Origin of the sequence: Streptomyces sp. NBC_01428 (genome assembly GCF_036231965.1) — a bacterium.
Lineage (GTDB): Bacteria > Actinomycetota > Actinomycetes > Streptomycetales > Streptomycetaceae > Streptomyces.
Window position 1 is genome coordinate 3,799,695 of sequence record NZ_CP109499.1, and the last position, 14,190, is coordinate 3,813,884.

15 protein-coding genes are annotated in these 14,190 nt (G+C 71.8%); 6 read left to right on the forward strand and 9 right to left on the reverse strand.

Translation table 11 applies throughout. The features are described 5' to 3' along the window. Nucleotides 1-16: 16 nt before the first annotated feature. The 3 genes from OG406_RS16385 to OG406_RS16395 form a co-directional block, all read right to left on the reverse strand. A complete protein-coding gene (locus tag OG406_RS16385; protein WP_329186379.1) occupies nt 17-1,573 on the reverse strand; it encodes an ABC transporter substrate-binding protein in 1,557 nt (518 codons plus the stop codon). A 144-nt stretch (nt 1,574-1,717) separates the two neighbouring features. Then, complete coding sequence (locus OG406_RS16390) at nt 1,718-3,190, reverse strand: metallophosphoesterase (RefSeq protein ID WP_329186380.1); 1,473 nt, start codon at nt 3,188-3,190, stop codon at nt 1,718-1,720. Between the two features lie 14 nt (nt 3,191-3,204). Next, a complete protein-coding gene (locus OG406_RS16395) occupies nt 3,205-3,447 on the reverse strand; it encodes an SCO4848 family membrane protein (protein ID WP_081219002.1) in 243 nt (80 codons plus the stop codon). A gap of 112 nt (nt 3,448-3,559) precedes the next feature. Here OG406_RS16395 and OG406_RS16400 point away from each other — a divergent pair, with 112 nt between their 5' ends. Beyond that, nucleotides 3,560-4,828 (forward strand): D-alanyl-D-alanine carboxypeptidase family protein, encoded by a 1,269-nt coding sequence (locus tag OG406_RS16400; RefSeq protein WP_327409085.1) that lies wholly within the window; start codon nt 3,560-3,562, stop codon nt 4,826-4,828. A gap of 102 nt (nt 4,829-4,930) precedes the next feature. Here the strand turns inward: OG406_RS16400 and OG406_RS16405 are convergent, their stop codons facing one another. The 4 genes from OG406_RS16405 to OG406_RS16420 are packed head-to-tail and all read right to left on the reverse strand — an operon-like array spanning nt 4,931 to nt 7,917. After that, nucleotides 4,931-5,962: a YihY/virulence factor BrkB family protein gene (locus tag OG406_RS16405; protein WP_329186382.1), complete on the reverse strand. Its 1,032-nt coding sequence runs from the start codon at nt 5,960-5,962 to the stop codon at nt 4,931-4,933. Then, entirely contained in the window at nt 5,950-6,486 is a 537-nt protein-coding gene (locus tag OG406_RS16410) for a GtrA family protein (protein ID WP_267048358.1), read from the reverse strand. Before OG406_RS16410 ends, OG406_RS16405 begins: the two co-directional genes overlap by 13 nt. After that, nucleotides 6,483-7,427 carry a decaprenyl-phosphate phosphoribosyltransferase gene (locus tag OG406_RS16415; RefSeq protein WP_267048357.1) on the reverse strand — a complete coding sequence of 315 codons (945 nt, stop codon included), beginning with the start codon at nt 7,425-7,427 and terminating at the stop codon, nt 6,483-6,485. Before OG406_RS16415 ends, OG406_RS16410 begins: the two co-directional genes overlap by 4 nt. Next, nucleotides 7,420-7,917 carry a phosphatase PAP2 family protein gene (locus tag OG406_RS16420; RefSeq protein WP_329190835.1) on the reverse strand — a complete coding sequence of 166 codons (498 nt, stop codon included), beginning with the start codon at nt 7,915-7,917 and terminating at the stop codon, nt 7,420-7,422. The genes OG406_RS16415 and OG406_RS16420 overlap by 8 nt, the downstream gene beginning before the upstream one ends. 138 nt (nt 7,918-8,055) lie before the next feature. Between OG406_RS16420 and OG406_RS16425 the strand changes: the two genes are divergently transcribed. From OG406_RS16425 to OG406_RS16435, 3 genes are all read left to right on the forward strand, one after another. Next, complete coding sequence (locus OG406_RS16425; RefSeq protein WP_329186384.1) at nt 8,056-8,280, forward strand: hypothetical protein; 225 nt, start codon at nt 8,056-8,058, stop codon at nt 8,278-8,280. Nucleotides 8,281-8,405: 125 nt separating this feature from the next. Continuing rightward, nucleotides 8,406-9,755, forward strand: coding sequence for an FAD-binding oxidoreductase (locus OG406_RS16430; RefSeq protein WP_329186385.1), 1,350 nt, complete (start codon nt 8,406-8,408; stop codon nt 9,753-9,755). Between the two features lie 75 nt (nt 9,756-9,830). Then, nucleotides 9,831-10,586, forward strand: a complete 756-nt coding sequence (locus tag OG406_RS16435; protein ID WP_164369367.1) for a decaprenylphospho-beta-D-erythro-pentofuranosid-2-ulose 2-reductase — start codon at nt 9,831-9,833, stop codon at nt 10,584-10,586. A gap of 95 nt (nt 10,587-10,681) precedes the next feature. On the opposite strand, the gene OG406_RS16440 is transcribed toward OG406_RS16435, so the two are convergent. Continuing rightward, nucleotides 10,682-11,269: a 2'-5' RNA ligase family protein gene (locus OG406_RS16440; protein WP_164369366.1), complete on the reverse strand. Its 588-nt coding sequence runs from the start codon at nt 11,267-11,269 to the stop codon at nt 10,682-10,684. Nucleotides 11,270-11,482: 213 nt separating this feature from the next. Further along, entirely contained in the window at nt 11,483-12,496 is a 1,014-nt protein-coding gene (gene trpS / locus OG406_RS16445; protein ID WP_164369365.1) for a tryptophan--tRNA ligase, read from the reverse strand. Between the two features lie 100 nt (nt 12,497-12,596). On the opposite strand from trpS, the gene OG406_RS16450 reads away from it, so the two are divergent. Both OG406_RS16450 and OG406_RS16455 read left to right on the forward strand, forming a co-directional pair. Next, nucleotides 12,597-13,256: an RNA polymerase sigma factor gene (locus OG406_RS16450; RefSeq protein ID WP_329186388.1), complete on the forward strand. Its 660-nt coding sequence runs from the start codon at nt 12,597-12,599 to the stop codon at nt 13,254-13,256. Next, nucleotides 13,249-14,190 (forward strand): hypothetical protein, encoded by a 942-nt coding sequence (locus OG406_RS16455; protein WP_329186389.1) that lies wholly within the window; start codon nt 13,249-13,251, stop codon nt 14,188-14,190. Before OG406_RS16450 ends, OG406_RS16455 begins: the two co-directional genes overlap by 8 nt.

Below are 14,190 nucleotides of genomic sequence, written 5' to 3' on the forward strand. Positions count from 1 at the left end.
GGGGCCGACGGGTCCGTCAGATCCAGACCAGCCTCCAGAGCCGGAAGACGCCGGTTCCGTCGGACAGGTACTGGCCACCGCCGACGTCCTCGCTGCTGAGGACGTAGTCCTTGCGCTGCCACAGCGGGATCAGCGGAACGTCCTGCGCGACGGACTCCTGGATGCGCTGGAACGAGTCGGTCGTCCTGCTGCGGTCCTTGTCCTGCTGCGTCTCCCGGATCAGCCGGTCGACGTCCTTGCTGCTGTAGCCGTTCTTCATGGAGTTGCCGGTGCCGACGAGGGGCGCGCCGAAGGTGTCGGGGTCGGGGTAGTCCGCGACCCAGCCGACCGCCCAGGCGTCCAGGGCGCCCTCGGCGTACCGCTTCTGGAAGTCCGTCCACTCGTAGCCCTTGGTCGTCACCTTGAACAGTCCGCCGGCCTCCAGCTGCCGCTTGAGTTCGGTGGCCTCCTCGCCCGCCGCGCCCCGGCCCTCGGCGAATCCGTAGGTGAAGCGCACGGGCAGGGTGACCCCGGCCTCGGTCAGCAGGGCGCGCGCCTTCTTGGCGTCCGGCTTCGGGTAGGCGTCGAAGAAGGACGTCGAGTGGCCGGTGATCCCCGCGGGGATCAGCCCGTACAGCGCCTCGGTGGTCCCCCTGTACGTCCGGTCGACGAGCTGCTCGCGGTCGATCAGCGAGGCGACCGCCTGCCGGACCCGCGCGTCGTGCAGCGGCGAGGACGCGCGGACGTTCAGGACGAGGTTGCGGGTCTCGGCGCTCGCCGCCTCCGTGACCCGCTGCTTCGGGTCGCTCGGCGAGAGACGGGCGAGCATGGCGGGCGGCAGCTGGCGTGCGGCGACGTCGAACTTCTTCGCCTTCCAGGCGGCCTGCAGGGCCTGCGAGTCGGGGTAGTAGCTCAGGACGACGGGCCTGCCGAGGTCCTTGACGGCGCCTTCGTAACGGGAGTTGGGCGCGAGGACGGCCCGCTGGTCCTTCGCGTACTTCTTCAGCGTGTACGGTCCTGTGCCGTCCGCGTCGGTGCCGGTGCGCAGGGCGCGCTTCGGGTAGCGGGTGTGGTCGACGATCGAGCCCGCGCCGGTCGCCACCTTGAACGGGAAGGTCGCGTCCGGCGACGACAGGTGGAAGGTGACGGTCTGCCCGCTCGCGTCCACCGTGCCGAGCGTCGACAGCAGGGAGGCGGGCCCCACCTCGGAGTTGATGCGCTTGACCCGCTCGAAGGAGAACTTCACGTCCTCGCCGGTCATCCTGCGTCCGCTCGGGAACGCCACGTCGTCGCGGAGCGTGCAGCGATAGGTCCGCAGGCCGGAGTCCGAGAACGCGCAGCTCTTCGCGGCGTCCGGTACGGGTTCGGCGCCGCCGGGCTCGAACGTCAGCAGCGACTGGAACAGATTGCTGAACAGCGCCCAGGACCCGGCGTCGTAGGCGCCGGCCGGGTCGAGCGAGGTGACGGCGTCCGTCGTGCCGACCGTGATGGTGCGGTCGGTGTTCTCCTTCTTCGGCAGTAACTGCCAGCCCGCCACACCCACGCCCGCCAGGACGAGTAGTACGGCCAGAACTCTTACGCGAACCGATCGCATCGGTGCCCTCCCCAAGGCCCACCGCAGGCCACTCCCCTGGTGACGCGGATCACCTAATCACAGGAGTTTCAGGAGAGGAGGCGGTTTCGGGAGAGTGTTCGACAACGATGCGGACAGCCTCGCCGGCCGCCTCACAGCGGGCTCTCAGGCTTCTCGCGAGGCCAGCTCCACGACCGTGATGTCCGAGGGCGCGCCCACCCTGGTCGGCGGCCCCCAGGCGCCCGCGCCCCGGGAGACGTAGAGCTGGGTGTCGCCGTAGCGCTCCAGCCCCGCGACGGTCGGGTTGGCCGCGGCCGCGACGAGGTTCCCGGGCCACAACTGTCCGCCGTGGGTGTGTCCGGACAACTGGAGGTCGACGCCGTGCCGTACCGCGTCGTGGATCTGCACCGGCTGGTGGGCGAGCAGGACACAGGCCCGCGCGGTGTCCCGGTCGCCGAGCGCCCGGTCGAAGTCGGGACCGTGTCCCTCGCTCTCGCCCTGGACGTCGTTGACGCCGGCGAGGTCGAATCCGGCCAGTTCGGTACGGGCGTTCTCCAGCGGGTGGATGCCCAGCTCGCGTACCTCCCGGACCCACTGCGCGGCCCCGGAGAAGTACTCGTGGTTCCCGGTGACGAAGTAGGCGCCGTGCCGGGCCCGCAGTCCGGCGAGCGGGGCGGCCGCGGGGCCGAGGTTCTTGACGCTGCCGTCGACCAGGTCACCGACGACGGCGATCAGGTCCGGCTGCGTGGAGTTGATGGTGTCGACGACCTTCTGCGCGAAGCCGCGCCCGAGCACCGGTCCGAGGTGGATGTCGCTCACGACGGCGATCCGGTACCCGTGGGCGGACCGCGGCAGCTTGGCGAGCGGCACAGTGACCCGCTTCACCGCGGGACCGCGCAGCACGCCGTACGTGCCGTATCCGACGGTTCCCACCGCGGCGGCGGCGACGGCACCGCCCACGACGCGGGAGACGAAGAGGCGGCGCGACGGAGCCGCGAGCGGCCCGCCCACGGGGGCGGCCGTGCCCAGCGGCTCTCCGGAGCCTCGCGGCTCTCCCGGCTGTCCCGGAGCGGCGGGCTCGGTGTGCTTCGCCGCGGACGGTTCCTTCGGGGCCGGTTCCGTCGAGGCCGACACGCCCGGGGTGCGATGCACGCCGACCGTCGTTCCGTGGGCGACGGCTTCGGTGCCGGCTTCGGTGCCGGAATCGGTGCCGGAATCGGTGCCGGAATCGGTGCCGGAATCGGTGCCGGAATCGGTGCCGGAATCGGTGCCGGAATCGGCGACGGCTTCCGTTCCCGCGGTCCGTCGTGTCGCGGCGCGGTGGTCGAGGGCCCGTCGGAGGAGAGGCCGTACGAGTTCGCCGGCCAGCAGCGCGAGCAGCAGGTAGAGCGCGAGGGCCATCCACAGGAACCCGGGCCATCCCAGGGTCCGCTGCAGCCAGAAGGGGGCGCCGGCGCGCTCGCTCACCACGGCGGCGAGCATCAGCAGCGGTCCGGCGACGAAGAGGGCGGCGCCCACGCGGCGGGCCGTTCCGGGGCCTGCCGTGGTGTCCCGCACCAGGCGGCGCCAGGCATACCAGTGGAACCCACCGAGCACGGCCAGTGCGGCCACACCCACCAGCACGAACACGATGACCATGGCGCCCGGCTCCGTTACGACGTCCGGCGCGCGGCGCGTACGCCGCGCAACCCGATGACCCCGACGACCGTCCCCAAGACAAAGGAGACGACGGCCAGCGTGAGATGCACCCAGAAGTAGGCCGTCGGATCACCCGCGTCGTCGAACGCGAGCCCGCTGCCGTCCTTGTACAGGTTCTTGATGAAAGTGACCCAAATGACCCAACTCCACACCCCGAAGGCGAGCAGGAACCAGGAGATGGGGCGGCTGAGCTTCATGGGTTCAGTATCGCCGTCGCCGACCGCGACCCGGCGCCGGGGTGTGGAGGGCGCGCACACCTCCCCGGGCGGCGGGAGGACTTCCCGCCCTCGGCCCTGTAATTTCTCGACCGTGCCCGAGTCGAAAAAGACCATCAAGCGATCCCTGTTGGTCACTTCAGCCACCTTGTTGACCTTGTCCCTCACCGCGCCCGCTTTCGCGGACGCCGACACGAGCCCCAAGGCGTCCCCGTCGACCTCGCCGTCCGCCACTCCCCCGGCGAACATGTCGACCGTCGGCGGCGCGCAGCTAGGCCTCCCCGGCAGCCAGGTGAACCTCGGCAGCGGTGTGCCGGTGCTGCCCAAGGACGTCACCGCCCGCTCCTGGATCGTCGCCGACGCGGAGTCCGGTGACGTCCTCGCCTCGCACAACGCGCACTGGCGGCTGCCCCCGGCGAGCACGCTGAAGATGCTGTTCGCCGACACGCTGCTGCCCAAGTTCCCGAGGAGCACCGCGCACAAGGTGGTCTCCTCCGACCTGGCGGGCATCGGTGCGGGCTCCAGCATGGTGGGGATAAAGGAGAACGAGACCTATTCGGTCCACGACCTGTGGCTGGGTGTCTTCCTGCGGTCCGGCAACGACGCCGTGCACGTCCTGTCCGCGATGAACGGCGGCGTCGACCAGACGGTCCGCGACATGCAGGAGCACGCCGACGACCTCCAGGCGCTCGACACGAACGTGGTGAGCCCGGACGGCTACGACGCGAGCCGCCAGGTGTCGTCGGCGTACGACCTGACGCTGTTCGCCCGTTCGGGTCTGCAGAAGAAGGACTTCCGGGAGTACTGCTCGACGGTGCGCGCGAAGTTCCCCGGCGGGACGGCGAAGAACGCGAAGGGCCGGACGACCCGCGAGTCCTTCGAGATCCAGAACACCAACCGGCTGCTGACGGGGGACAGCGATGTCACCACGTACCAGGGCATCGCCGGCGTGAAGAACGGCAACACGACCAACGCGGGCGCCACCTTCACCGGGGTCGCCGAGCGGGACGGCAAGGTGCTGCTCGTCACGGTCATGAACCCGGAGAAGAGCGAGCACAACGAGGTCTACAAGGAGGCGGCGCGGCTCCTGGACTGGGGCTTCCAGGCCTCGGGCAAGGCCCAGCCGGTGGGTGAACTCGTGCCGCCCAAGGGCGTCGACACCTCCGCGCAGCCGGGCGCGACGGCCTCGGGCAGCGCCACCCCCGACGCCTCGAAGAAGCCCGTGACGGCCTCCTCCGCCTCCGCGAAGGGCGGTTCGAGCGGGGTCGGCATCGCGCTCGCCATCACGGGCGGCGTCCTCGTCCTGCTCGCCGCGGGCGTCTACCTCGTGAACCGCCGCTGGCCCGGCCGCTCCAAGAGCTGACCGCCGGCGCCGCCGACCGCGCTGTACGGAGAAGTCCCGGCACCTGTGAGGTGCCGGGACTTCTCCGTACAGACAGCGGCTTCAGGAAAACGTCCCCGGGGATCAGGCCGTGCGGCGGCCCTCCGAGCCGGACGGCGCGCGGGGACCGGCCCCCGGGTCGCCCTGACCGGCCGGCGCGTCCGCGGCGCCCGCTCCCCTCGCGGCGTCGGCGTCGGCCGCGGCGACCTCCGCGTCCTCTTCGGACGTCGTCGGCGTGTCGGCCTCCCCGGGCTGCCCCAGCTCCTCCTCCTTGCTCCCCGTCGCCGTCCAGGCGGCACAGAACAGGAGCAGTTTCGAGGTGAAGTTGATCCACAGGAGCAGCGCGATCGGCACCCCGAAGGCGCCGTACATGCTCTTCGAGGCCACACCCCGCATATAGCCGCTGAGCAGCAGCTTGAGCAGTTCGAAGCCGATCGCGCCGATCAGCGAGGCGACGATCAGCCGGCGGCGGGGCGGCTGGACGCCGGGCAGCAGGGTGAGCACGTACAGCAGGACGAGGAAGTCGGCGAGGACGGCCACCGCGAAGGCGATGACCTGGAGCAGCACGCTCCCCCAGCCGTTCTCGTCGATACCGATCTGCCGCGACGACCAGCCCACCGCCGTGGACGCGAGCGTGGAGACGACGACCGTCAGGAGCACGGCGCCGCCCAGGCCGACGAGCACACCGCCGTCCTTGCCCTTGCGAAGCAAGGGGTTCTCCTCGGTGTCCGGCAGCTCCCAGACCGCGCGCAGGCACTCCCGCATCGAACCGACCCAGCCGATACCGGTGACCAGCAGCAAGGCACCCGCGATGAGCCCGATGGCGCCGGCGTTCTGGACGAGGCTGTTGATGTCGAGCTGGTCGGAGATGCCCGGCACCTGCTCGGCGAGCTTGTCCTGAAGGTCCTTCTGCTGCTGGGTGCTCAGCGTCGCGGCACCGATCGCGGCGGCGACGGTCAGCAGCGGGAAGAGCGCCACGAAGCTGATGAAGGTCATCGCCGCGGCGAGCCGCGTCCACTTCACCCGGTCCAGCCGCTCGTACGAGCGCCACGCGTGCGTGGTCATCAGGCGTACGACCAGAGGTCCCACGCCGGGAAGTTTTTTCAGCCAGTCCATGATCCGACTCTGCCCTCGCCTCGGAAAACCAATGTGCGGGTACCCCAAAAACGCAGGACAGTGGCGATCGCCATGCCGATTCCCGCACCGGAGACGGTGTCGGCGCGCTGTGAGGTGAACCCGAGCCCGTAGTGACTGACGGCGATGCACAGCAGCTGCACCAGCGCGCCCGCGATGTTCACGGCGAAGAAGACCGCGTACTGGCGGGGCCCCCGAGCCGCGTGCCGGTAGGTGCCGAGCGCGTTCCCGGCGTACGCGACTGAACAGCCCGCCAGGAAGGAGAGCGCCTTGGCGGTCAGCGGATCCAGGCCCGCGGGACCGCGCAGCCAGAGGAAGAGGCCGAGGTCGGCGGCGTACGCGAGGAGGCCCGCGGCGGCGAACCCGGCGACCTCGCGGAGGAACCGCGCGCGGGGCCCGGGCCCGAAATGGGCGACTCCTCGGACGACCGGTTCCGTGAGGACTGCCCCGGACGCGGCGGGACCGGGGACAGGCCCCGGGCCGGCGGGGTGCTCGGTGACGCTCACCAGTTCGCCACGGCGAGCCCGTACATCGCGAGCCAGACGAGGCCGATGACGGCGAGCGCCCGGTCGTGCAGGACGACGTCCTCCGGCTCACCCGCCGTGCCCCGGTCGGCGAAGACGGCGTAGCGCAGGACGGCGAAGATGAAGGCGACCATGGACAACTGGCGCCAGGGCAGCACGCCGGTGCTGGGCACGCTTCCCTCCTCCAGGGCCCACAGGCAGTAGCCGAGGACGGACACTCCGGCGGCCAGCTGCCACACGAAGCGCAGGTAGCCGGTCGTGTACTCGGTGAGCAACGCGCGCGTGGCGCCCGCTTTGCCCGCCATCTGCACGGCCTCGGAGTAACGCTTCGCCGACACCATGAACAGCGCCCCGAAGCCCGTGGTGATCAGGAACCAGCGCGACAGCGGGATGCCGAGGGCCAGGCCGCCGACCATCGCCCGCATCAGGAACCCGGTCGTGACGACGACGAGGTCCACGACGAGCACGTGCTTGAGGCTGACGCAGTACGCCAGCTGCATCCCGATGTACGCGGTCAGCAGCGCGCAGACGGCCGGTGAGCAGAGCCAGGCGGCGAGGGCGGGCGCGAGGGCCGCGAGGATGCCGCCGGCGGCGTAGGCGACCGGCACGGGGACCTGGCCCGCGGCGACCGGACGGTGGCGCTTCACGGGGTGGGCGCGGTCGGCGGCGGCGTCCCGGGCGTCGTTGATCAGGTACACGGCGGCGGCGGAGGCCGTGAACAGGGCGAAGACGATGGCGAGTTGGCCGAGCGCGTGGCGGGAGAACAGCTGGCCCGCGGCGGCCGGGGCGGCCACGACGAGCACGTTCTTCACCCACTGCCGGGGGCGCGCGGTCCTGACGAGGCCCCGGACGAGTCCGGTCAGGCTTCTCGGGGGCGGCGCGAGGGCGGGGGCGCGCTCCAGGAGCGCCGTGCGCTCAGCCATGGCGCACCCCGATCCACCGGGCGCCCAGTCCGGCCGTCGCGGCTCCCAGGGCGGCGCCCGCGGCGACGTCGGTCGGGTAGTGGACACCGACCACGAGACGCGAGAGGCACATCGCGGCGGCCAGCGGCACGGCGACCGGCGCGCCGAGTGCGCCGAGTGCGCCGAACGAGACCGCGGCGGCCGCCGCCGAAGTGGCGTGCGAGCTGGGGAAGGAGTGCCGTCCCGCCGTGCGCACCAGCGGTCTCACATGGGTGGGGCGGGGGCGGCGCACGATCCGCTTCACCCCCATGCTCGCGAGGTGCGCGGTGGCGGTGAGGACGGTCGCGCGCAGCCAGGCGCCTCGGCGCTCCCGGTCGACGGCCGCCCCGGCGAGTCCGGCGGCGAGCCAGAGCGCGCCGTGTTCACCGCTCCGGGACAGAGCACGGGCGGTGGCCGCGATACGTGGGTGGTCGCCGTAGGCGTGGACCATGGACAGCAGCCGCCGGTCCATGCCGTCGAGGCTCCGGTCCGCACGGCCGCCGCGCCGGTCCCTGCCGGCTGGGCTGCCGCGGTCCATGCCGACTGCGGCGCGGTCCATGCTGTCGTCGTCGCAGTCCATGTCGTCACGCGAGCGGTCAACGTCTTCGTGATGACGACCGATGCGCTCAATGCCGTCAATGCCGTCAAGGTCGTCCATGCGATCAAGGTCGTCAGGCCGGCGATCGTCGGTGTCACGCTGTCGGTCCATGCGGTCGGGCTCGTCATGGTCGTGGCGTGGTCGGTCTCTCTCGCCACCACGGTGGCCATGGCCGTCAAGCCGCCGATCCAAGTCGTCACGGTCGTCAAGTTCGTCCATGTGATCTCACTCTTCTAGTGAGGAGCCGCAGAATTACGGCAATCTAGGACGACATCCCATTAATCACCCATTTCGGTGAGGAGCCGTGAGGGGCTGGGGAGATTGCCCCGGTGTGCACCCTTGGCGGCGCTACGGTCACGGGCATGCCTGCCGACACCGTCTCCGTCACGGGTTGGGGCCGCACCGCCCCGACCGCCGCCCGACTGGTCCGCCCGCGCAGCTACGAGGAGGCGGCGTCCGCCGTCCGGGAGTGCGGCACCCGGGGCGGGATCGCCCGGGGGCTCGGACGGGCGTACGGCGACGCCGCGCAGAACGCGGGCGGGGCCGTGCTCGACATGACGGGCCTCGACCGGATCCACGCCATCGACGTGAGCGGCGGCACGGTCCTGTGCGACGCCGGGGTGTCCCTGCACCGGCTGATGGAGGTGCTGCTCCCCCTCGGGTGGTTCGTCCCGGTCACCCCCGGGACCCGCTACGTGACGGTGGGCGGGGCGATCGGCGCGGACATCCACGGCAAGAACCACCACGGATCCGGCTCGTTCGCCCGGCACGTGCTCTCCTTCGAGCTGCTGACCGCGGACGGGGAGATCCGGACGGTCGCACAGGGCGAGCCCCTCTTCGACGCCACGGCGGGCGGCATGGGCCTGACCGGCGTGATCCTCACGGCGACGGTCCGCCTCCAGCCGGTGGAGACCGCGCTGATGTCCGTCGACACCGAGCGTGCGGTCGACCTGGACGACCTCATGGCCCGGCTGACCGCCACCGACCATCTCTACCGCTACTCGGTCGCCTGGATCGACCTCCTCGCGCGCGGGGCGAACATGGGCCGCTCGGTCCTGACCCGCGGCGACCACGCCCCGCTGAACGCGTTGCCCCCGCGGGCGCGCCGGCACCCGCTGGCGTTCCGCCCCTCACGACTGCCGGCGCCACCCGCCTTCGTACCGGAGGGCCTCCTCGGCCGGACGACGGTGGGCCTCTTCAACGAGCTCTGGTACCGCAAGGCGCCCCGCGCGCGTACCGGCGAACTCCAGCGCATCCCGACCTTCTTCCACCCCCTCGACGGGGTACCGCACTGGAACCGCGTCTACGGCCGCGGCGGGTTCGTGCAGTACCAGTTCGTCGTCGGACACGGCCAGGAGGAGGCCCTGCGGCGCATCGTGGGGCGGATCTCCGAGCACCGCTGCCCGTCGTTCCTCGCCGTCCTGAAGCGCTTCGGGGAGGGCGATCCGGGCTGGCTGTCCTTCCCGATGTCCGGCTGGACCCTCGCTCTCGACATCCCGGCGAACCTGCCGGGCCTCGGCGCCTTCCTCGACGAACTCGACGAGCAGGTGGCGGGAGCCGGCGGGCGGGTCTACCTCGCCAAGGACGCGCGGCTCCGGCCCGAACTGCTGGCCGCGATGTACCCCCGGCTGGACGCGTTCCGCTCGCTGCGCCGAGAACTGGACCCCCGGGGCGTCTTCACCTCGGACCTGTCCCGCCGCCTGGACCTGTAGAGCGCGTTCCCGGCCACCCCGCCCCCCGGCGCCTGTCCCGCCCTCGTCGTTTCGTCCCCGTCTCAAGGAGCTGTCATGAAGGACGCCTTCGGTATCCCCCAGTCCCTGCTGATCCTCGGCGGCACGTCCGAGATCGCGCTGGCCACCGCGCGCCGGATGATCGTCCGGCGCACCCGCACGGTGTGGCTGGCCGGACGGCCGACGCCCGCCCTGGAGGAGGCCGCCGAACAGCTGCGCGCGCTCGGCGCGGACGCCCGTACGGTCGCCTTCGACGCCTTGGACCCCGAGTCCCACGAGGAGGCGCTCGGCAAGGTCTTCGCCGAGGGCGACATCGACATGGTCCTGATGGCCGTCGGGGTCCTCGGCGATCAGGCGCTGGACGAGCGTGAGCCCGTCGCGGCGGCGCGGGTCGCGATGACCAACTACACGGGGGCCGTCTCGTCGGGCCTGGTGTGCGCGCGGGCCCTCCAGACGCAGGGGCACGGCTCCCTGGTGGTGCTGTCCTCGGTCGCGGGTGAGCGCGCCCGCCGCTCGAACTTCATCTACGGCTCCAGCAAGGCCGGTCTGGACGCGTTCGCGCAGGGGCTCGGCGACGCCCTCCACGGCACGGGCGTGCACGTGATGATCGTCCGTCCCGGGTTCGTCCGCACCCGGATGACGGCCGGCCTGCCGGAAGCGCCGCTGGCGACCACGCCGGAGGCGGTGGCCGCCGCGATCGAGCTGGGGCTCCGGCGCCGGTCGGAGACGGTGTGGGTACCGGGGGCGCTGCGGGTGGTCATGTCCGCCCTGCGACACGCGCCGCGCGGGTTGTTCCGTCGCCTGCCGCTCTGAGGCAGTGCCGACACGCCGTGCCCCTGGAGCCCTGAGCCCGGGGGCACGCGCGCGTGAGGACCGGCCTCAGTGAGGACCGGCGCAGAGGACCGACGTCAGAGCGCGGGCAGGGTCGTGTTGGTGCCGCGCTCCGAGGGGCAGGCCTGCGGGGGGACCACGGCGCCGCCGAAGACGTACTCGCGGAGCTTGCGCCACACCGCGTCCGGGCCCTGCTCGTAGAGCGCGAACCCGGTGCAGGGCCACTGGGCCTCGTAGCCGGAGAGTGCCTCGAAGGCGCGGTCCATCGCCTCGTCGTCGATGCCGTGGGCCACGGTGACGTGCGGGTGGTACGGGAACTGGAGCTCCCGGGCGCAGGGGCCGGAGGCGTCCCGGACCTGCTTCTGGAGCCAGGTGCAGGCCTCCGTGCCCTCGGCCACCCGGACGTAGACGACCGGTGACAGGGGGCGGAAGGTGCCCGTGCCGGACAGCCGCATGGGGAACGGGCGCCCGGCCGCGGCGACGTCGAGGAGGTGCGCCTCGATCGCGGGCAGGGCGGACTCCTCCACCTCGGTCGGCGGCAGCAGGGTGACGTGCGTGGGGATGCCGGAAGCCGCGGGGTCGCCGAAGCCCGCGCGCCGCTCCTGGAGCAGGCTGCCGTGAGGCTCCGGGACCGCGATCGACACGCCGATCGTTACGGTCCCCACGTCGTCTCCTGTCGTCGTTCCATGGTCCGGTCGGTGGTGGTGCGGGGCGGACAGGGGCCGTGGTACGGCCTGTCCGGCTATCGACTGTACGGCGGTGAGGCCCTCTATTGGCGGCCGTACGAGTGTCGCGCTCGTCTCGTACTGACTGCCGAAGGCGCTGTGGTAGGGGCCGCCGTACGGGCCGGGGCCCCGGCGACGCGGCGGCCCCGTCCGTCAGTGCTTGGCGGGCAGGAAGCCGACCTTGTCGTACGCCTGGGAGAGCGTCTCCGCGGCGACGGCACGGGCCTTCTCCGCGCCCTTGGCGAGGATCGAGTCGAGGGTCTCCGGGTCGTCCAGGTACTGCTGGGTGCGCTCACGGAACGGCGTCACGAAGTCGACCATGACCTCGGCGAGGTCCGTTTTCAGCGCACCGTAGCCCTTGCCCGTGTACTTCTGCTCCAGTTCGGCGATACCGGTCCCGGTGAGGGTCGAGTAGATGGTCAGCAGGTTGCTGATACCCGGTTTCTCCGCCGGGTCATACCTGATGACCGTGTCCGTGTCGGTGACCGCGCTCTTGACCTTCTTGGCCGTCGCCTTCGGGTCGTCGAGCAGGTTGATGAGGCCCTTGGGCGTGGACGCCGACTTGCTCATCTTGATCGCCGGGTCCTGGAGATCGAAGATCTTCGCCGTCTCCTTGAGGATGTACGGCTTCGGGACCGTGAACGTCGCGCCGAAGCGGCCGTTGAAGCGCTCGGCGAGGTCACGGGTCAGCTCGATGTGCTGTCGCTGGTCCTCACCGACCGGCACCTCGTTGGCCTGGTAGAGCAGGATGTCCGCGACCTGGAGGATCGGGTACGTGAACAGGCCGACGCTGGCCCGGTCGGCGCCCTGCTTGGCGGACTTGTCCTTGAACTGCGTCATGCGGGAGGCCTCACCGAAGCCGGTCAGGCAGTTCATGATCCACGCGAGCTGCGCGTGCTCGGGCACGTGGCTCTGCACGAAGAGCGTGCAGCGCTCCGGGTCGAGGCCCGCGGCGAGGAGCTGGGCCGCGGCGAGCCGGGTGTTGGCCCGCAGGTCCGCGGGGTCCTGCGGAATCGTGATCGCGTGCAGGTCGACGACCATGTAGAACGCGTCGTGGGACTCCTGCAGGGCCACCCACTGGCGGACCGCGCCGAGGTAGTTGCCGAGGTGGAACGAGCCTGCCGTGGGCTGGATTCCGGAGAGCACGCGAGGACTGTCAGAGGCCATGCTCACCATTCTCTCAGGTACCGGGACCCGCTCCGGAACTGGCCGGAAACAGCAGGGACACGAGGGGGAACCGATGGGCCCCGAGCGGTGTACCAAGAGTGTGAGGACGCGGGAGGGGGGCCGCATCGTCGTCGACGAGGCCGAGGTCATCGCCCGCGTACGCGCCGGAGAGCCGGAGGCGTACGCGGAGCTGGTCCGTGCCCACACGAGTATCGCGATCAGGGCGGCCAGAGCACTCGGCGCGGGGGCGGACGCGGAGGACGTGGTGCAGCAGGCCTTCATCAAGGCGTACTGCTCGCTGGAGCGCTTTCGGGAGGGCTCGGCGTTCAAGCCGTGGCTGCTGTCGATCGTGGCCAACGAAGCGAGGAACACCGTGCGCACGGCGGTGCGCCAGCGCACCCTGGCCGGCCGGGAGGCCGCGCTGACCGAGGCGGAACCGCTGATACCGGAATCGACGGACCCGGCCCTCGCGGCCCTGGAGACGGAGCGCCGGGCGGCGCTGCTGGCCGGCCTGGACCAGCTGAGCGAGGAGCACCGCCTCGTCGTCACCTACCGCTATCTCCTGGAGATGGACGAGCCGGAGACGGCCCAGGCGCTCGGCTGGCCCCGGGGCACGGTGAAGTCCCGGCTCAACCGCGCCCTGCGCAAACTGGGCCGGCTCCTGCCCGCCCTCGAACCCCGCGAGCCGCTACTGCCCCGCCAGCCGGGGCAGCCCCGAGAGCCCCGAGAGCCCCGACAAGGGGGTGCCGACCATGCGTGAGCCGTACAAGGACGCGGACGCGGACGAGGGCGAGGATGCCGCCGGTGCGGGACCGGGCCTCGGCCGCGGGAGGCGGGAGCACGCCGACGCCGCCCGGCTGCGGGACGAGCTGCTGGCGCTCGGAAGGACGCTGGACGGGCCGGGGACCGGCGGCGCCGATCGCGGTGAGTCGATGGCCGAGCGGGTGCTGTCGGAGCTGCTCGCGATGGAGGCGTCCCCGGCCTCGACGCGGCGGTACGACGCGACCCCGTCCGCGGTGACCGGCCGGCCGTCGCGATCCGGCGCGCGGCTGCGGTTGGTGCGTCGCTGGGCGCGGGAGCGTTGGCGCGTTCTGACGGCGGGTCTGTGCGGTGTGCTGACGGTGCTCGTCCTCACCCCTCCGGTGCGCGCCGCGGTCGTCGACTGGTTCGACTTCGGCGGCATCGAGGTGCGGTACGACCCGTCGGTCGCGCCCTCGGCCGGTGCCCGGGTGCCGGGCTGCCCCGGCCCCTCCCTGACGTCGGCTCAGGCGGCGCGGCGAGCCGGGTTCACCCCACCCGTGCCCGGCGCGCTCGGGACGCCGGACACGATCACGGTGACACCGGAGCCGAAGGGGCGCCTGCTGATGAACCTGTGCTGGCGCGAGCACGGGCACACGGTCCGGATCGACGCGTTTCCGGCCCGGCTGGACATCGGTTTCACCAAGACGGTGCGGGAGCCGCCGCAGTGGCTGAGCCTGGGCGACGGGGAGACGCTCGGCAGTCCCGCGCTGTGGTTCGCGCGCCCGCACGTTCTGAGCTTCCGGCTCCTCGACGCGGACGGCGAGGGCTTCGACCACGCCGAGCGGACCGCCGGGCCGACGCTGCTGTGGACGCACCACGGCGAGGTGACGCTCCGGCTGGAGGGGGTGCCGTCCAAGGCGCGGGCGCTGGAGATCGCGCGCTCGCTGAAATAG